The organism is Flavobacterium inviolabile (assembly GCF_013389455.1).
Taxonomy (GTDB): Bacteria; Bacteroidota; Bacteroidia; order Flavobacteriales; family Flavobacteriaceae; genus Flavobacterium; species Flavobacterium inviolabile.
Genome location: NZ_CP058278.1, coordinates 3,740,508 through 3,757,605 on the forward strand (window position 1 = coordinate 3,740,508; position 17,098 = coordinate 3,757,605).

19 protein-coding genes are annotated in these 17,098 nt (G+C 38.9%); 12 read left to right on the forward strand and 7 right to left on the reverse strand.

What is annotated here, in order from left to right:
- Window positions 1-87: 87 nt before the first annotated feature.
- The gene (locus HW120_RS16900; RefSeq protein WP_177735752.1) at window positions 88-534 is read left to right on the forward strand and encodes a DUF6146 family protein; all 447 of its coding nucleotides are present in this window, start codon (window positions 88-90) and stop codon (window positions 532-534) included.
- Window positions 535-566: 32 nt separating this feature from the next.
- Window positions 567-872, forward strand: coding sequence for a DUF6787 family protein (locus HW120_RS16905; protein ID WP_177735754.1), 306 nt, complete (start codon window positions 567-569; stop codon window positions 870-872).
- A 27-nt stretch (window positions 873-899) separates the two neighbouring features.
- Here the strand turns inward: HW120_RS16905 and HW120_RS16910 are convergent, their stop codons facing one another.
- Window positions 900-1,193: a hypothetical protein gene (locus HW120_RS16910; RefSeq protein ID WP_177735756.1), complete on the reverse strand. Its 294-nt coding sequence runs from the start codon at window positions 1,191-1,193 to the stop codon at window positions 900-902.
- A 46-nt stretch (window positions 1,194-1,239) separates the two neighbouring features.
- Window positions 1,240-1,884 carry a peptide-methionine (S)-S-oxide reductase MsrA gene (gene msrA, locus HW120_RS16915; RefSeq protein WP_177735758.1) on the reverse strand — a complete coding sequence of 215 codons (645 nt, stop codon included), beginning with the start codon at window positions 1,882-1,884 and terminating at the stop codon, window positions 1,240-1,242.
- Between the two features lie 161 nt (window positions 1,885-2,045).
- Between msrA and HW120_RS16920 the strand changes: the two genes are divergently transcribed.
- Window positions 2,046-2,708 (forward strand): ABC transporter ATP-binding protein, encoded by a 663-nt coding sequence (locus HW120_RS16920; RefSeq protein ID WP_177735760.1) that lies wholly within the window; start codon window positions 2,046-2,048, stop codon window positions 2,706-2,708.
- 7 nt (window positions 2,709-2,715) lie between these two features.
- Complete coding sequence (locus HW120_RS16925) at window positions 2,716-3,510, forward strand: TIGR02757 family protein (protein ID WP_394353032.1); 795 nt, start codon at window positions 2,716-2,718, stop codon at window positions 3,508-3,510.
- A 127-nt stretch (window positions 3,511-3,637) separates the two neighbouring features.
- On the opposite strand, the gene HW120_RS16930 is transcribed toward HW120_RS16925, so the two are convergent.
- From HW120_RS16930 to HW120_RS16940, 3 genes are all read right to left on the reverse strand, one after another.
- Window positions 3,638-5,107, reverse strand: coding sequence for a serine hydrolase domain-containing protein (locus tag HW120_RS16930; RefSeq protein WP_177735762.1), 1,470 nt, complete (start codon window positions 5,105-5,107; stop codon window positions 3,638-3,640).
- A 152-nt stretch (window positions 5,108-5,259) separates the two neighbouring features.
- Window positions 5,260-6,201, reverse strand: a complete 942-nt coding sequence (locus tag HW120_RS16935; protein WP_246297008.1) for a helix-turn-helix domain-containing protein — start codon at window positions 6,199-6,201, stop codon at window positions 5,260-5,262.
- 318 nt (window positions 6,202-6,519) lie between these two features.
- Window positions 6,520-6,984, reverse strand: a complete 465-nt coding sequence (locus HW120_RS16940) for a glycosyl-4,4'-diaponeurosporenoate acyltransferase CrtO family protein (RefSeq protein WP_246297009.1) — start codon at window positions 6,982-6,984, stop codon at window positions 6,520-6,522.
- Window positions 6,985-7,473: 489 nt separating this feature from the next.
- Here HW120_RS16940 and HW120_RS16945 point away from each other — a divergent pair, with 489 nt between their 5' ends.
- The 6 genes from HW120_RS16945 to rlmH all read left to right on the forward strand — a co-directional run bounded on the left by HW120_RS16945 (window position 7,474) and on the right by rlmH (window position 13,812).
- Window positions 7,474-8,529: a HEAT repeat domain-containing protein gene (locus tag HW120_RS16945; protein WP_177735766.1), complete on the forward strand. Its 1,056-nt coding sequence runs from the start codon at window positions 7,474-7,476 to the stop codon at window positions 8,527-8,529.
- Complete coding sequence (locus HW120_RS16950) at window positions 8,526-9,980, forward strand: glycosyltransferase family 2 protein (protein ID WP_177735768.1); 1,455 nt, start codon at window positions 8,526-8,528, stop codon at window positions 9,978-9,980. The genes HW120_RS16945 and HW120_RS16950 overlap by 4 nt, the downstream gene beginning before the upstream one ends.
- Window positions 9,967-11,229 carry a YaiO family outer membrane beta-barrel protein gene (locus HW120_RS16955; protein ID WP_177735770.1) on the forward strand — a complete coding sequence of 421 codons (1,263 nt, stop codon included), beginning with the start codon at window positions 9,967-9,969 and terminating at the stop codon, window positions 11,227-11,229. Before HW120_RS16950 ends, HW120_RS16955 begins: the two co-directional genes overlap by 14 nt.
- Window positions 11,230-11,333: 104 nt before the next feature.
- Entirely contained in the window at window positions 11,334-11,717 is a 384-nt protein-coding gene (locus HW120_RS16960) for a response regulator transcription factor (RefSeq protein ID WP_177735772.1), read from the forward strand.
- 69 nt (window positions 11,718-11,786) lie between these two features.
- Entirely contained in the window at window positions 11,787-13,268 is a 1,482-nt protein-coding gene (locus tag HW120_RS16965; protein ID WP_177735774.1) for an XAC2610-related protein, read from the forward strand.
- Between the two features lie 70 nt (window positions 13,269-13,338).
- Entirely contained in the window at window positions 13,339-13,812 is a 474-nt protein-coding gene (gene rlmH, locus HW120_RS16970; RefSeq protein WP_177735776.1) for a 23S rRNA (pseudouridine(1915)-N(3))-methyltransferase RlmH, read from the forward strand.
- Here the strand turns inward: rlmH and HW120_RS16975 are convergent.
- Window positions 13,806-14,450 (reverse strand): hypothetical protein, encoded by a 645-nt coding sequence (locus HW120_RS16975; RefSeq protein WP_246297010.1) that lies wholly within the window; start codon window positions 14,448-14,450, stop codon window positions 13,806-13,808. The genes rlmH and HW120_RS16975 overlap by 7 nt on opposite strands.
- A 3-nt stretch (window positions 14,451-14,453) precedes the next feature.
- A complete protein-coding gene (gene folP, locus HW120_RS16980) occupies window positions 14,454-15,275 on the reverse strand; it encodes a dihydropteroate synthase (RefSeq protein ID WP_177735778.1) in 822 nt (273 codons plus the stop codon).
- A gap of 111 nt (window positions 15,276-15,386) precedes the next feature.
- Here folP and HW120_RS16985 point away from each other — a divergent pair, with 111 nt between their 5' ends.
- Window positions 15,387-15,929: a DUF1599 domain-containing protein gene (locus HW120_RS16985; RefSeq protein WP_177736454.1), complete on the forward strand. Its 543-nt coding sequence runs from the start codon at window positions 15,387-15,389 to the stop codon at window positions 15,927-15,929.
- A 61-nt stretch (window positions 15,930-15,990) separates the two neighbouring features.
- Entirely contained in the window at window positions 15,991-17,091 is a 1,101-nt protein-coding gene (locus tag HW120_RS16990) for a BT_3928 family protein (RefSeq protein WP_177735780.1), read from the forward strand.
- Window positions 17,092-17,098 lie beyond the last annotated feature (7 nt).

The following is a 17,098-nucleotide window of genomic DNA, read 5'->3' on the forward strand; positions in this document are numbered from 1 at the left end:
TCAAAAGCCTGGCATACGCCAGGCTTTTTTGTTAAAAAAATAGCGCTTCCGGCATCTTTTTGGTAACTTTATAGGAAATTCTGTCTTATGAAAAACTTTGGTATCATCGGAATTATCGTTTTATGCATCGGCGTGTTCAGTTGCAGTACACCCAGGCAGCCTACCGGAATATCCCAAACCGGAACTACCGCAGCTGCAGCGAACAACGACACGATTCGTATTGCTAATGACGAATTGCAGTATGAAATCATCATTATTGATCCCGGTTTTAATTCCTGGCTGATCGGCAGAGCAAAACCAAGAGGATTTTACACCCAAAGCTATCTGGAAAGCCGCAACATTCCGTGGGTAACCGAATGGAATACCCATGTGATTTCCCCCAGAAGAGGACAGGAAGATTTATTCCAGATGGCTATTGATTACAGAAGCGGTACCGATTACGGCTATGAAGTGAATTACATGCTTTATAATTATTTAGTCTATTTCCAATTAAAAAACAATATTCGGCTTGGAGTCTTTGCTCCGCGACCATAAAAGTTGTATTTTTGAGCCTATTTCTAATAGCCATGGAAAAATTAAAACAGCGATGGGGTGTTTCCTCTAACTTTCAGATAGTCATCATCTTTATTGTATTTGCGATAACCGGGTCAACAGCTTCTTATCTTTCAAAACCGTTAGTAGAATGGCTGGGTATCACCAAAGACAATTTAACGCCGTGGCTGTACTGGCCTTTGCGGCTTATCATCATACTTCCGGTTTATAAAGTACTGTTGGTGATTATCGGAACGCTCTTCGGGCAGTTTACTTTTTTCTGGAATTTTGTAAAAAAAATGCTCCGTCATATGGGACTCGGGTTCCTTTTCAAACAATAAAAAAGAGGCTTTGCAGCCTCTTTTGTTTTATTCCTGTTTTTTAATCATATACGTATAAATCCACGTGAGTGTAAATGTGGGAATAAAGTCCAGTCCGGGCATTAACTCTTCAACAAAAGCAAAGATACCTCCAACGGTTCCCACGGTTCCTTTATACATCCTTGCCAGCAAAAATCCGGCTACAGGCGCCCACGCGATGTCTACAAATTCTCCCAGAAAAGGAAGTAAATACGTCATACAGCCGATGGCATCAAACAAAATGCTGAGCATTAGTTTTTGCTGTTTGCTGTCGGAAGCCGTTTTAACCTGAATATCAGCCATTTTATAGTATTAATTTACAGTTAATAAAGCAAATTCGGTGCCAAAATTATTTCAGCTTCGACGGATAGTTTTTGCGGAGCTTTTCCAGCTTCGGATTAATGACTGCCATACAGTACGGCTGGGACTTATTCTGGTTGTAATAATCCTGATGGTAATCTTCTGCCGGATAGAAAATACCGGCTTTGGAAATGGCAGTTACCACGTTTTTACCATAAATTTTCTGGTCATTCAGCAGTTTTATAAAATTTTCAGCCGCATTTTTCTGCGCTTCGCTGTTATAGAAAATCTCACTTCGGTACTGCGTACCCACATCGGCACCCTGACGGTTTAATGTTGTGGGATCATGCGTAGCAAAAAACACTTCCAGAATATCGTCATACGAAATCAGTTTAGGATCGAAGGTAATTGCAATGGCTTCCGCATGTCCGGTTGTTCCGGTGCAGATTTCTTTATAGGTTGGATTTTTAAGGTTACCGCCGATATAGCCGGAAACCACTTTTTTCACTCCTTTTAACTCCAGAAAAACAGCTTCTGTACACCAGAAACAACCTCCGGCTACCGTAGCCACTTCTAATCCTTTTTGTTCATCCATAATTTCAATTTCTTTGTTTTTTTCTGCTGAAAGTTTTTTTTCTTTGGATTGACACGAAACCGCCGTCAATGCAAATAATAAGGCAAAAATACTTTTCATAACGTTACTTTTTATCAAAATTAACCAATTAAAAAATCCGATTTTGTTTGTTAACGAAACTTTATGTTCGCCGGCTACCGGTTTCCATATCTACGGAATAATATCCCTGTTTAGATTTCTTTTTACTCAAAATCTTTGTTTCTTTGTACAAATTCCAGAAAATGATACAGGCAAAAAACATTCATAAATATTACGATAAACTTCATGTATTGAAGGGTGTGGATTTACACATTCAAAAAGGAGAGATTGTTTCCATTGTCGGGGCTTCCGGTGCCGGAAAAACGACCTTATTGCAAATTTTAGGCACCCTGGACAAACCTACCGTTGAAAGCGGAACTTCGTTGATTATCAACAATGAGGAGGTTTTAAAAATGAATGACAAAGCACTTTCCAGATTCCGCAACCTGCAATTGGGCTTTATTTTCCAGTTCCATCAGCTGCTGCCGGAATTTACAGCTTTGGAAAACGTTTGTATTCCCGCTTTTATTGCCGGAAAAAACAAACAGGAAACAGAAGAAGAAGCGACCAAATTGCTGAACTATCTGGGATTGTACCACCGCATGCACCACAAACCGGGAGAACTTTCCGGCGGGGAACAGCAGCGTGTTGCCGTGGCCCGTTCGTTAATTAACAAGCCTGCCGTTATTTTTGCCGATGAGCCTTCCGGAAACCTGGACACTCATTCTGCCGAAAACCTGCACCAGCTTTTCTTTAAGTTACGGGATGAATTCGGACAGACATTCGTTATTGTTACCCACAATGAAGAACTTGCCAATATGGCCGACCGCAAACTCGTGATGGTCGACGGTTTAATCAGTAAATAGCCTTCAAATGTCGACAATCAATACCGGTGCATTGCCTATGGATTTTTTGGAATTGCAGTCTTTTTTAAACGAAAAGGTGGCTTTATACAACAATCCTGATTTTATTGAAAGCGATCCGGTGCAGATCCCGCATTTATTTTCGCTAAAAGAAGATATCGAAATTGCCGGCTTCCTGAGTGCTACCATTGCCTGGGGAAACCGCAAAATGATCATTAAAAATGCGCACCGCATGATGGAACTGATGGGCAACTCGCCGTATGATTTTATCATGAGCCATACCGATGACGATATCGCAAGGCTTGAGAGCTTTGTGCATCGTACCTTTAACGGAAAAGACTTTGGCAGTTTTGTAAAAGGATTGCAGCACATCTATAAAAATCATGGCGGTCTGGAAACTGTTTTTTCAAAAAATCAGGAAGAAGACAGTCTGCAAAAAAGCATACACGAATTCAAAAAAGTTTTCTTCGAAATTGAACATTTGCCACGATCACAAAAACACATTTCCGATCCGTTAAACAATTCCGCAGCCAAACGCATCAACATGTACCTGCGCTGGATGGTTCGCCAGGACAATAAAGGTGTCGACTTAGGAATATGGAAAAATATTCCGCCTGCTAAACTTTCCTGTCCGCTTGACGTACATTCAGGAAACGTAGCCCGGAAATTAGCCCTGCTTTCGCGAAAGCAAAACGATGGTAAAGCATTGGCAGAACTCGATTTAAATCTTCGAAAAATGGATCCTCTGGATCCTGTAAAATATGATTTCGCTTTGTTTGGATTAGGCGTTTTTGAAGGGTTTTAACAATACAACAAAAGACTTAAACAATTACGTTTAAGTCTTTTAGAAATAAAACCAAAATCACTCAATGAGCGTTTTATATGCCATAAAAACATAACAAAACGCCCATTACCAAACCTTGGTGCAACAGTTATTTTACTTTAGCATCCAGTTCAACTTTAGCATTCAGATTATTTCTTGTTAAAATAACGGAATGTGGTTTTCCATTATTAAATTCGAACTTTAATACGTTCGGATAATCTACAATTTTAAATAACCCGTTTTTCAGATAAAGCAATTCATTATCATTTTTTCCTTTAAAATGTTCTAAAATTGGCGATTCAACATAAAGACGGTTATTTCTTTCTACTATTTTGGTTTCCATTCCCTGCTGGTAAAGGAAATCGTCATACGTTCCGATTAGTTTTTCTTTTAAACTCAAGGGTATTTCCTGAGTCGCTTCATCAGGCGTTTTATTGTTCCAGTCCATCAGTGTCAGAATCTTTCTTTGAGTATGATTCATCACAGGAATACGATTCGGTTTTTCACCATTCGCAAGAAACACAAAGCCGTTTCCATCTGTCATAGTCGCAAAAACACTACCTCCAACTCCGGTATTGGAACCGTTACACATAAACCAATCGTAATTATTATAACCACCGGACTTTTGCCAGCCGTATCCCCAGCCGCCAACAGCATTTTTTAAAGCAGTTACTTCCGTTACTTTTTTTGCAACACTATGAGAAATCACTTTGTTATTTTTATTGCGCAAAGCATTTTGTATCTCAATAGCAAGTTTTGCTAAATCACCCGGTGTAGACCATAATCCTGATGCTGCAACTTGCGGCGTGATTGGCAAGCCTGTTTTAATAACTTTTCCATCCTTATCGTGAACCATCGCTACATTTTTCAGAAATCCATTCTCATCAGGCTGTATCATTGTTGTATTTTTCAGACCAAGAGGTGAAAAAATATAGGTTTGTGCAAGTTCCGCAACAGGTTTCTCAAAAGTGTCTTCTAATCCCATCTGGATAATTACATAACCGCCGCCGCTGTAATTCCAGTCGGTTCCTGGCGTAAACAGGAATTCAATTTCTTTATTATACCTTGGTATCTGTCCTAAAAGACTTTGTTTTATGGTTGGAATTGTTTCCCCTTCATAATGGTCTTCAAATCCACTCTGACTTGTGCCCGCTGTATGGTTAAGAAATTGTCTCCAGGTTGGGCTATTATTTTCAGTAAACCTGCTTTTTGGCAAATGCCAGCGTTTCAGGTAATTGTCTATAGGAGTATCTAAATTAATTAATCCTTTCTCTTCCAGTATATGACAAAGAAGTGCTGTTACTGGTTTTGCAATTGATGCTGTAGAAAATGCCGTATTTTCATCGATCTTTTCTTTAGAATCAATTGATTTCACCCCAAATTGACTGGAATAGACAATGTTATAATTTTCAAAAACAACAAGGCTAAATCCTGCCAGTTTATATTTCTCCAATTGCTGTTCAATTTTCAAACTATCGGTAAGAAAGCTATAGTCCCGTTTTTTTGAGGATCCTATATGGGTCGTTTGACATCCGGAAATTATTACTAAGAGAGTCAGTAAATAAATAGTTGTTTTCATTGTATCGTGTTTTAGTTAAAATTTTATTTCGATACAAATATGTGACGGAAACGAAAACTATGCGACCGAATAAAAACAGTCGAACGCATTTGTCCGGAAAAATAAGTACGAGTAGCTCAAAACAACCGTACGAATAATTACAAAAACCTGTTTTACAAACCCTTACGATAAGCCGTAGGTGTATTACCGGTGTGTTTTTTAAAAGCCGTATTAAAAGAAGATTTTGAATTAAAACCTACATGGTATAGAATTTCTAAAATAGTCAGCTTACTTTTTGTAACATCTTTTAAAATTTCCATCGCATTCTCGATGCGATAGGTATTCACGAAATCGTAAAAATGCTGTTCTAATTTATGATTGATTAAAAGCGACAACTCCCGGACAGGAATTTCAATATCTTTAGAAACATCCTGAATTGTTAATGAAGGATTGAGAAATGGCTTTTTTTCAAGCATATACTTCTTTAATTTAAGCAACTCTTCATCATACTCTTTTTCATTTACCGTTACCTGCTCACTCTTTTTTTCTTCCGAAATGATATCCTTGACCAGTTTTAGTTTTGAATCTATATTCCGGAACAAACCGGGATTGTTCAGTGCTTTATATAAGTACCAGCAAATGATAAACAGCTGGAATAACAAGAGTCCGATTCTGATCCACTCGGAGATGTCTGGATAATCCGAAAATTTAAAAATGTTTTTTACAAGGGTAATCAGGTATAAAACAGTCAGCACAATCGTAAACTGAAACAACCAGTTATAGGAATTGATGTTTGTGCCGGCATTATTTTCAAGATATAGTTTTTTGGTTTTTCGTAATATCATAAAAACGGCAATCATGTATACCACAACCTGAATATGAAATAGAATATGCGTGAGCTGTAGTTCGATCATATCCTGACGATGCTTCAGAAAACTAATTTTAGAAGCAAGGTCTACCGTATAAAAACGAGGCAGCAAAATTCCATTTACAATTAAAAACGGAAGCAGGTGTATTGCATCTTTTGGTTTAAGCTTAAAATCGGAATAACTAACCGATAACACATACAGATAAAAAACAGGAAGCTGCAGAAACGCAAATGTATTTTTAAGCATTCCCGGATTTGAAGGATTATTAACCACTAAGCTTAATAAAGGATCAATGCTATCCAGTGCGGTTAGTAGTAAAAAAACAGCAAAAAGAGTGTTACTTATCTTGTGCTTTGTTTTCACTGTAAGCAGAAAAAAGACAAGAAATAATGAAATGAACAAGGAGATTATCGTCACAATAATTAATACATTAATCTTATCATTCATTTTTTATTTTAATATTATAGGTTCATAAATATTGTCAGCGTTGCCGTTTGGCAATGTAGCGGAAACCGGTGTTAATTTGTACAAATGCTTAACAGAAGTACTCCTACCTCCTGCCGGCTACAGTTTTTTCATCAGTTTGTCAATTCTTCTTTTATTTTCCTGTTGCAATAAAGACGGATATAAATTCATCAATATATTAACGATCATAATAACCAAGCCAAATAAATAGTAGGAATTCCAGACTTTCACTAAGGCGAAAACAGCGACAAAACCAAATCCGATTAAATGGTCTATTTCAGAAATGGTCATTTCATTCCGTAAATTATTTAATTCGGTCTTTTCAATTTTCTTTTTCAGCTTCAGTTTCTGATTGAAAAATTTAAAAAATGTATTCTTTACAATCCACTTGAAAATGCCAAGTCCAATAAACTTGTTCCATTTTTCATTTTCAATGAAATTCAGATTTGACAGGCTTTTATTGTAGTATTCCGTTTTTCTCAAAACAGCATTTACAGCCATTCCCACTATCCAGGAAATAAACGTTATGGCAATACCAAATGTCAGATATTTATATATCATCATTTTAAAATTGAAGCTAATTTATATACACCAAACAACGCTTCCTGTAATAAACCCATTCGTGCGATAGATTTATAAAGGTTCCTGCGTTTTATTGTTCCAAAAATATTCAAAAAAAATGGAACTCATCAAAAGGCATCTTTTATTTATAAATATTTTTCGTACTTATATTTGTATAAATATTACGATCAATCAAGGATTTATCTTGCTTTACAACAAATTGAAATGTTCCGGAATTGCCTCTATATTGATTCGTTTAAAAGTGGTAATATCTAAAAAACAGTTTCATCTGTAACAAAGCCTTTTCTTAACTCACAATATATTCACAAATAAGTAAAATCTTTCAATTTCATATTTTCACCAACGACAGTATGTTTTATTCATTTCCAGTAAAATAGGGCATTCCGCTGTATAATTCAGGGCTTTTTAGAAAATTTTAACGCCGGAAAACGCTAAAATTAACTATCTTTGCCGCTCACCTAAATTATTAGTTTGGAAGTATTTAAATACTATTTAATTAACTTTTTAGTCCCCGTTTTAGTTCTGTTTCTTATTATTGTAATAACGGTAACGATAAGCGATCGTATTGCCTATGGCTATAACCGGCAGTACCGGAAAGCCATAAAACAAAAGATAAACGATTTCCTGACGGAGCTGCTTTTTACCGATGCCGAAAACTACGACAGCCGGATTGCCGCTTTTAAAAAAGAAATCCCGTTTCGCAAGGCCTGGTGCAAAAGTATGGTGACCAACTGTATCATTGAACTGAAACAAAACATCAAAGGCGAAGTAACCGCTCCAATCCTGGATATTTACAAAAGTTTCGGCCTGCAGCATTTCAGCAAAAAGCTGATTCACAGTAGCCGCTGGTATGTGAAATGCAAAGGAATTTACCATTACCAGATCCTGGAATATGAAGAAGGAGAAAATTACGTTAAAAAATTCCTGGATCATAAAAACACGATACTGCGTTCGAATGCCTTTATCGCCTTTATTTCCCTGACTTCAAAAAAACTGGATTTTTTAAGCACCTATCCATACGAGATCTCGCTTATTGATGAGCTGAAAGTAATGGACCTGCTCCATCATAAAAAGTTCCCGATTCCTAAAAACATCAAGGACTGGATTACGGCCCAAAACCCATCTATCGTGAAATTAGGCATCCGTTTTATGGTGTATTACAACTATACGGCAGAACAGGAGGCATTATTGGAATTACTGAACTCCGAAAATAAAATGATCCGGCAGGAAGTTATTATTGCCATCAAGGAACTGTATCTTCTTGAAGCCGAATCCAGGCTTATCGATCTGTTCGGCAGTGAGGATAATGCTAATAAAATTGCCATTTTGCAGACTCTGGCTGTTATCGGCAGTTCCAAAACCATTGCCTTTATAGACGATTACCTGCACCGCTCCATTAATGCCGAAACAAAAATACACGCCGTAAGGACATTGGATGCGATTGATTCTTCTTACCTGAAATCAAACTTCAAAGAAAATTTTGAGGTCATTAAAATTAAAAAACACGTTAAAAACCCTTACCTATGATTTCGAGAGTTTATTTGGAGATTTTCGAAAATTTCTACGAAACATTTGTCGCGGTTTTTTCGTCCAGTTATATACTGTTTTACCTCTTTCTGGCGATATTGTCCTATTTTGCCATTAAGAAACACCTTAATGCCAAATATTTTATTCATGACGATTTATTGGTAAAATCCAATAACATGATTGGTGTTTCGGTAGTGGCTCCGGCATATAATGAAGGGGCTACCATTGTTTCCAATGTAAAATCCCTGCTTTCCCTTACCTATCCGAATTTTGAGGTAATCATTGTAAATGACGGCAGTAAAGACGACACCTTAGAAAAACTCATCCGTGAATTTCAGCTTGTTAAGGTCGATTTTTACTATGAAGAAAAAATAAAAACCCAGAAAGTTTACGGCCATTACAAATCTACCAACCCGATTTATTCCAAATTGCTGGTAGTGGACAAAAAGAACGGAAAAAGTAAAGCCGATGCTTCCAATGCCGGGATTAACTCCGCCAAGCATCCGCTATTCCTGTGTACCGATGTGGATTGTATTTTAAAGAAAGATACCATTATCAAGCTGGCAAAACCGTTCATGGAAAGCAAGCGCAAAGTGATCGCAACCGGAGCCGGTATCCGGATTTCCAATTCCTGCGAAGTAAAAGACGGTTTTCTGGTTAAAATCCATTTCCCGACCAATTGGTTCGCCCGTTTCCAGGAGCTGGAATATGTTCGTGCGTTCCTGTTCGGAAGAATGGCCTGGAGCCAGATTAACGGGCTACTGCTTGTTTCCGGCGGACTGGGGATGTTTGACAAGGGAGTTGCCGTTGCAGCCGGCGGTTATTGGCACAAATCACTGGGGGAAGACATGGAGTTAATTACCCGTATGCGTAAGTATATGTATGACACCAAACAAAAATTTGCCATCAAATACATTCCGGAATCCCTTTGCTGGACCGAAGTTCCGGCTTCTGCCAAGGTGTTGATCCGCCAACGTAGCCGATGGGCAAGAGGACTGGTTCAGACCCTTTACATTCACCGCACCATGTTTTTCAACCCGAAATACGGAAGAACCGCTTTCCTGGTACTGCCCTATTTCTTTACGTTTGAGTTCATGGTTCCCATCCTCGAAGTTTTGGGTATTTTCTCATTATTAATAGGCTTTTACATCCTGGATATTGACTATATTTTTCTGTTTTACATTACTTTATTTGTATATTTATTCTATCTGATACTAACCCTGGTTTCTATCTTTTTAGATGAAATATTGTATCGCAATTATGCCAATTTAAAAGAAATACTGATCCTGATCGGAATGGCTTTTATAGAGCCTTTTGCTTACCATCCGGTAAACATTTATGCTTCCCTGAAAGGATATTGGCAATTTTTCAGACAGAAAGAACAAAAATGGGGTGATATGCCCCGACTGGGTTTTAAAAGTGAAACAACAAAAGAGCATGAAACAAACTAAATTTTTCAGGATACTTTTTATAACTGTTTTTATTTTCACAGCCGGTAAAACCATGGCTCAGAAAATCGATACAGACAGTTTACTGGTGCGTACCGCCAAAGAAATCAATCCGAATAAAAATTATACCGAAGCCATCCGAAAAGCGCAATTGGGAATCAAATTAGCGCCGGATTATCTCGATTTCCATTTATTACTGGGACGCGCTTACCAGCTGACGCAGGCAGTTGACAGTGCCCGGTTTTACTATCAGCACGTGCTTGCCAAAAATGAAAAATATGAAGAGGCTTTCGGCTACCTTACGCAATTGGAGATCGATGCCAGGAATTACACCGCTGCCGAAAAAGTAGCAGACCGGGCAATCGAACTGTATCCGGAAAATAAAAATTACTATTTAAAAAAACTGGCCATCTACCAGTTACAAAAAGAGGATGACAAAGTTCATGATTACCTGAAAGTGCTGGAAAAGAAATTTCCTGCCGATGCCGGTATCAGACAGCAGTTATTCCTGATGGATACCAAGAACAATACAGACCGCATTGGCGTGAATTACAGCCTGACTGTTTTTGACCGTGCCGGTGTAGGTCCGTGGCACCTGGGAAGTTTGCAATACATCCGGGAACGCAAATGGGGCTCACTGATCGGACGGGTGAATTATGCCAATCGTCTGTCTGAAGGCGCTTCCATAGCCAACGGTGTACAATATGAAGGGGAAACCTATTTCTTTACCGGAAAGAATGCCTATTCCTATGCCGGAGTGGCCTATAGCGACGATATTGTTTTTCCGAAATGGCGACTGGGCTATTCTTTTTACTACAACTTCAAAAAAGGCTGGGAGGCTGATTTAGGCATCCGCTACACCCAGACCATAGACGAAAATCTAAAGGCTGCCGTTATTGGTGTCGGCAAATACCTGGGCTCCTACTGGCTTAATTTAAGAACCTATATTCAAAACCAGGACAGCAAAGTATACCCGGCTTTTACGCTGACTTCCCGTTACTATTTCAATACGCGATTTGATTATGCCACCGTGTTACTGGGTTACGGTACTTCTCCGGATGAACGATCCATACAAGGGCAGCTGGAACAGCGGATTGCGTTGAATTCCTATAGAATCGGAGCCGGCTATTACCGCGTTTTCGGGGAACATTACCTGACCGGCATACTGGTAAATTACAACAACCAGGAATATGCACCGGGACGGAAACAAAACGAAACCGAAATCAACTTTAGCCTGCAATATCGTTTTTAATGCACTAACATTATGTTAATTAACAAAAAAGCGCCCTCCTTTACGTTAATTAGCTATATTTTTGCAAAAAATAAAACCACAATTATTTTTAACAGATTTACCCCATGAGTTCTGTAAAGAAAATCTTAATTGTCGAAGACGACAATCTTACTATTAATATCCTTGAGTTTATCCTCAGAAAAGAAGGTTACAGCCTGACGATAGCCAAAGATGGTGCTGAGGCTATTGAAAAAATCCCGTCCTTACTACCCGATTTAGTCATTACCGATGTAATGCTTCCTTTTAAATCCGGGCTTGAGGTTACTAATTTTGTAAAAGAAAACTACAAAAACATTCCGGTTATCATCCTTTCCGCTTTAGGAGAAGAAGAAAATACGGTTACCAACGGTTTCAAGTTAGGAGCCGACGATTTCATTGCCAAGCCATTCAATCCGAAAGAACTGATCCTTCGTGTTAAAAGACTGATTATCATTGAGGCGGAACGCTAATTCTTAGCATTTACAGTACAATAAAAGATTCCTTTTTAGTATCTTTATAGTACTATATCCGTAAATGCCATGAAATCATTTTTATACTCATTCTGCCTGCTTTTTATTGCCTTTTCCGCTTTTTCTCAAATACCCGCTTCCGGGATTTACCGCATTCAGGAATTAAGCGCTGTTCCCTCTAAAAAATCCATCTATCGCGATTATACTTCGGTTACCTATAATGCCATGCACATTCCCGGTTTTACAGAAGCAAACATTCAGCATGCCATAGTAGCGGTAGATTCCCTTAAAAAACAATTAAAGATCCTTTTTATTATTGATCCGGAAGTTCCGTATGACGGACAGACCGATCTGGGATTTGCCACATTAAAAGACGGCAGTCAGCAACAGTTACATTACACCCTGGGAGGTCTTTATACCACACTTAAAGACACCACACTGACGAATTATTCCGCCGACCAGAACTTTAATTATCACTATTGGCGCGACGCCTGCTATTTCAGGCTTTATCCAAATACTTTCCGGATCGGAGCCTGCCGGGTTCCGCTGAAAAAAGGGGACTACTACGACCAAAACAATACACTTGTACAGACAATCACTCAGGATACAATTGTCACGCCAAAAGGCAAAACGGTCGAACAGCGTTACCACCTGACGATCAACCAGCCTACCGAAAAATTTGAACAGCATACCGGTTTCAATCACCGTTTTATTGATATCCTCAGAAACAACGATACTCTTCAAGTCCCGGTATACCAGCACCGCAGCAATACCGGACCTAAAATCGGCAGTCTTAAATACGGTGACTATATGGCTGTAAAAGAAGCCGATGACGATTGGTTCAGCGTGAGTATGTTTACGCAAAAAACAGAATGGGATGACAGTCCGGTAGGGCGATATTTATATGATCAGCAACCGCAATACCGCAGCTATTTAGTGGAAACAAACGGCTATATCCTGAAAGATGACATGTACCCGCCACACTGGGTTGTCCAAAATGAAAAAACAGCCGATTATTATTTCTTTGTCAACACCACGACAGATACCGCCGAAGAAGGCATGCTGCTTCCTATTGCCGTCAAAGTAATGGATACCAAAACCAACAAACGGGTACAGCAATTCGACATTGCATGCGGAATCAGTTATTCCGGAGAGAACATCAGCGGATTTATCCGTTTAATCGATTGTAATTTTGACGGTTATCCCGACATCCTCACCAGCGCTTACACTGGCGGAGCCGGCCCGAACAATATCTCCAACATCTTTATCTTCAATCCCAAAACCAAACAGTTCGAATTTGATGAAATCCTTTCCTACTTACCGCAGTTGCAGATTGACAGCAAAACCAAAACAATACTATCATTTTACCGGGCCAGTGCCGGAACTCACGGAACAGAGCATTATAAATACCGGAACGGAGAACTGGTTAAAGTGTACTTCTATGAAGAATCCTTTTCCCTTTCTGAAGATAACACCCTTGAGATAACAGAGGAAAAACTGGTTAAAGGCAAATGGATAAAAGCTGCCAGAAAAGTTCACATCACGAACTAAACCAACGATTTTACAGCAGGAATATGGTTCAAGACCAACTTCTTTATATTTTTGCAGAAATACCGCTAAAATGAATATAAAGCTTCTTGCTATTGGCAAAACCGACAACAAGTCCCTGCAGATTTTAATTGACGATTATATCAAACGTTTATCGTTTTATATCAAATTTGACCTGGAGATCATTCCGGATATCAAAAATGTCAAAAATCTATCAGAAAGCCAGCAAAAAGAAAAAGAAGGTGAACTGATATTAGCGCGGCTTTCGGCAACCGATCAGCTGATTTTACTGGATGAAAACGGAAAAACGTTTTCCAGTGTCGGTTTTTCCGAAGAGTTGCAGAAAAAGATGAATTCCGGTGTTAAAACCTTAGTATTCGTTATTGGCGGTCCTTACGGATTTTCCGAAACAGTTTACAAAAAAGCACAGGGAAAGATATCGCTTTCTTCCATGACCTTTTCGCATCAAATGGTGCGCCTGTTCTTTATTGAGCAATTGTACAGGGGTTTTACCATTTTACGCAACGAGCCATATCACCATCAATAAACATACTCCTTAGCCGAAAACGTAACATTGTTCAGTTTTAAACCAGCCAGGAATATTTTATCGGTTATATAAAATTCATACGGTAGTTCTTTGTCAAAATGCAGGTAAATAACAATGGGTTTGTCACTGTAAAAATGCTGCAGGCTTTCTTTAAAGGTTGACAGTTTCAAATCACTGCCGTTACAGGTCAGCTTATTGTGTTTGTCAAATCTTACAATCAGAGTAGCCGCCTGCTGGTCTTCAAATTCTTTTTGTTTTTCCAGAGAATAAACCACTTGGGTAAAAGGAATAAACGCCATATTCTTACCGATACTGTCGGCATACGAATAATAGTTTTCCTTTTTGTCTTTACCGCTTTGCTGCCCTTTTCTGTTTTGCAGTTTGATCACTTCCGGCAACACCTGTTTCAACGGAAGACGCTTGTCTACATTGAATACCCAGTTTGTAGTGGAAATAATGGTCTGTTTGTCTACTTCGGCTATCGTATCGTTGCCTTTCTTCTGGAATAAAATATAAATCGGAGAAATATCTTCGATATCCTTAACCAGTGTTGTATTCGATTTGGGTAACAAAATCTCTTTGTCCTTTCCGCAGGACAACAACATCAAAAACGCTAAAATCATTCCGTATTTCATCATATCTTATTGTATTTTACCAACCAGTTGTATGCATTCCATTGCTTCTTTAACATCGTGAACCCTCAGGATTTTTGCTCCTTTCAGCAGGGAAACCGTATTCAAAACGGTAGTTCCGTTCAATGATTCCGCTGGAGTAGTATCCAATGTTTTATAAATCATCGATTTCCGGGATATTGCCGATACTAAAGGTAATTCTAAAATCCGGAATAATTCCAGTTTTTGCAGTACTTCATAATTTTGTTCCACGGTCTTGGCAAAACCGAAACCGGGATCAATAATAATATCGTTTATGCCCAGACTTCTGGCCCGGGCTATCCTTTCGGAAAAATACAGCAGCATTTCCTTCACAATATCGTTATACTCCGTTAGCGAATGCATCGTTTGCGGCGTACCCCGCATGTGCATCATGATATACGGAACCTGTAAGGCTGCCGCCGTTTCCAGCATTTTTTCGTCCAGCAAACCGCCGGATATATCGTTAATGATTGCAGCACCATGTGCCACACCTGCTTCGGCTACTTTAGCCCGGAAAGTATCTATAGAAAGTATTGCTTCCGGAAACCGGCTGGTAATTAAACGAACCACCGGAACAATACGGTCAATTTCTTCCTGTTCTGTTACAAAATTGGCATTCGGACGGGACGAATAGGCACCGATATCAATAAACGTTGCGCCTTCAGTAAACATCTTATCTACCTGATTTAAAAAATCAGCGTCGCTTTTATATTTTCCACCGTCAAAAAACGAATCGGGCGTACTGTTTAAAATCCCCATACATTTCGGGGAAGTCAAATCAATAAGTTTACCTTTACAGTTGATTGTCATTTAATTACAATTTGATTTCAGGAAAGAAAGGCCGTTCCGGATTTAGTATTTCCTTTCGTCTGAAAAAAATCCTTATTTTTGAAAAAATTATCATACAAAGATATACAGAAAATGAGCAATACTTCTCAGGAATTTGATAAGGTTATTACAATTTGCAGAAATCTATACAGCAATAAGATGAAAGATTACGGAAGTGCGTGGCGTATATTGCGTTTGCCTTCCCTGACCGATCAGATTTTTATTAAAGCCCAGCGAATCCGCAGTCTTCAGGAAAATGAGGTTCGAAAAGTCAATGAAGATGAAACCTCCGAATTTATCGGAATCATCAACTATTCGATTATGGCTTTGATTCAGCTGGATTTAGGCGTTGCCGACCAGCCGGACCTGGATGTTGACAAAGCGGTTGTCCTGTATGATGAAAAAGTAAAGATCTGCAAAGAACTGATGGAAGCCAAAAATCACGATTATGGTGAAGCGTGGCGCGATTTGCGGGTGAGCTCGTTAACCGATTTGATTTTACAGAAACTGCTGCGTGTGAAGCAGATTGAAGACAACAAAGGTAAAACACTGGTTTCCGAAGGTATTGATGCCAATTACCAGGACATGTTGAACTATGCTGTTTTTGCGTTAATCCATTTGGGAAAAGCAGCTTAAAACGGATGGCTTTACAATGCCTTCCAAATCCAACCGAATACACTAATTTTTAGATACCGTTATGAAATATTTAGTTTCCTTTTCACGCCTGTTCGTCGGCATTTTATTTATCATATCCGGCTTAATAAAACTAAACGACCCTATGGGGTTTTCCTTCAAGCTGGAAGAATATTTTGCTGAGAATGTCCTGAATATGCCTTTCCTGATTCCCTACGCTTTAATCATTGCCGTTTTTGTAGTGGTTTTTGAAGTGGTTCTGGGTATCGCGCTGCTTCTGGGCTTTAAACCGAAGTTTACCATGTGGAGTTTGCTACTCATGATTGTCTTCTTTACTTTCCTGACCTTCTACTCTGCTTATTTCAACAAGGTAACCGATTGCGGTTGTTTTGGAGATGCCCTGAAACTGACACCGTGGGAATCCTTTACTAAAGATATTGTACTGTTAGTATTCATCCTGATTTTATTCTTTAACCAGAAACTGATCAAACCGCTGTTTAGCAGTACTGTTGGTGCACTAACCGTATTTGTGAGCTATTCGCTGTGTTTGTTTATGGGGTATTACGTACTGAACCATTTACCGTTAAAAGATTTCAGAGCCTATAAAGTAGGAACCAACATTCAGAAAGGAATGGAAATTCCGGAAGGCGCTCCACAATCGGTTTATGAAATGAATTTTGTGTACAAAGTAAACGGAGCGGAACAGACTTTTACAGACAAACAGCTGATGAGCCTGCCGGCTGGTGCCGAATTTGTTCGTCGTGACGATAAACTGATCTCTAAAGGATACGAACCGCCTATTCACGATTTTTCCATTGAAAAAGACGGGGAGAATTTTACCGAAGCCATGCTGAACGAGCCAAAACTGATTATGTTTATTTCTTATGATCTGACCAAAGCAAATGCGGAAGGCTTAAAAAGAGTGGAAGCATTCTCTAAAGAAGCGGCAGCAAAAGGCTATAAAGTTATTGGTATGACTGCTTCAAATGATGAAACGATCCAAAAAGCAAAAGCCGATAACAAATTAACATTTGACTATTATTTCTGTGACGGTACCGCTTTAAAAACAATTGAAAGAGCGAACCCGAGCATTGTTGTTCTCGAAAAAGGAACCATCGTACAGAAACTGCACTGGAATGACATTGCCGATGTTGTTTTGAAATAAAACAGCA

Bases quoted from the DNA above. Each gene is read 5' to 3' on its own strand.
- HW120_RS16990 (WP_177735780.1), top strand. From the start codon at position 15,991: ATGAAATATTTAGTTTCCTTTTCACGCCTGTTCGTCGGCATTTTATTT.
- HW120_RS16930 (WP_177735762.1), bottom strand. From the start codon at position 5,107: ATGAAAACAACTATTTATTTACTGACTCTCTTAGTAATAATTTCCGGA.
- rlmH (WP_177735776.1), top strand. From the start codon at position 13,339: ATGAATATAAAGCTTCTTGCTATTGGCAAAACCGACAACAAGTCCCTG.
- HW120_RS16975 (WP_246297010.1), bottom strand. From the start codon at position 14,450: ATGATGAAATACGGAATGATTTTAGCGTTTTTGATGTTGTTGTCCTGC.
- HW120_RS16905 (WP_177735754.1), top strand. From the start codon at position 567: ATGGAAAAATTAAAACAGCGATGGGGTGTTTCCTCTAACTTTCAGATA.
- HW120_RS16900 (WP_177735752.1), top strand. From the start codon at position 88: ATGAAAAACTTTGGTATCATCGGAATTATCGTTTTATGCATCGGCGTG.
- HW120_RS16925 (WP_394353032.1), top strand. From the start codon at position 2,716: ATGTCGACAATCAATACCGGTGCATTGCCTATGGATTTTTTGGAATTG.
- HW120_RS16955 (WP_177735770.1), top strand. From the start codon at position 9,967: ATGAAACAAACTAAATTTTTCAGGATACTTTTTATAACTGTTTTTATT.
- folP (WP_177735778.1), bottom strand. From the start codon at position 15,275: ATGACAATCAACTGTAAAGGTAAACTTATTGATTTGACTTCCCCGAAA.
- HW120_RS16985 (WP_177736454.1), top strand. From the start codon at position 15,387: ATGAGCAATACTTCTCAGGAATTTGATAAGGTTATTACAATTTGCAGA.
- HW120_RS16910 (WP_177735756.1), bottom strand. From the start codon at position 1,193: ATGGCTGATATTCAGGTTAAAACGGCTTCCGACAGCAAACAGCAAAAA.
- HW120_RS16950 (WP_177735768.1), top strand. From the start codon at position 8,526: ATGATTTCGAGAGTTTATTTGGAGATTTTCGAAAATTTCTACGAAACA.
- HW120_RS16935 (WP_246297008.1), bottom strand. From the start codon at position 6,201: ATGCTTAAAAATACATTTGCGTTTCTGCAGCTTCCTGTTTTTTATCTG.
- HW120_RS16965 (WP_177735774.1), top strand. From the start codon at position 11,787: ATGAAATCATTTTTATACTCATTCTGCCTGCTTTTTATTGCCTTTTCC.
- HW120_RS16940 (WP_246297009.1), bottom strand. From the start codon at position 6,984: ATGATGATATATAAATATCTGACATTTGGTATTGCCATAACGTTTATT.
- HW120_RS16960 (WP_177735772.1), top strand. From the start codon at position 11,334: ATGAGTTCTGTAAAGAAAATCTTAATTGTCGAAGACGACAATCTTACT.
- HW120_RS16920 (WP_177735760.1), top strand. From the start codon at position 2,046: ATGATACAGGCAAAAAACATTCATAAATATTACGATAAACTTCATGTA.
- msrA (WP_177735758.1), bottom strand. From the start codon at position 1,884: ATGAAAAGTATTTTTGCCTTATTATTTGCATTGACGGCGGTTTCGTGT.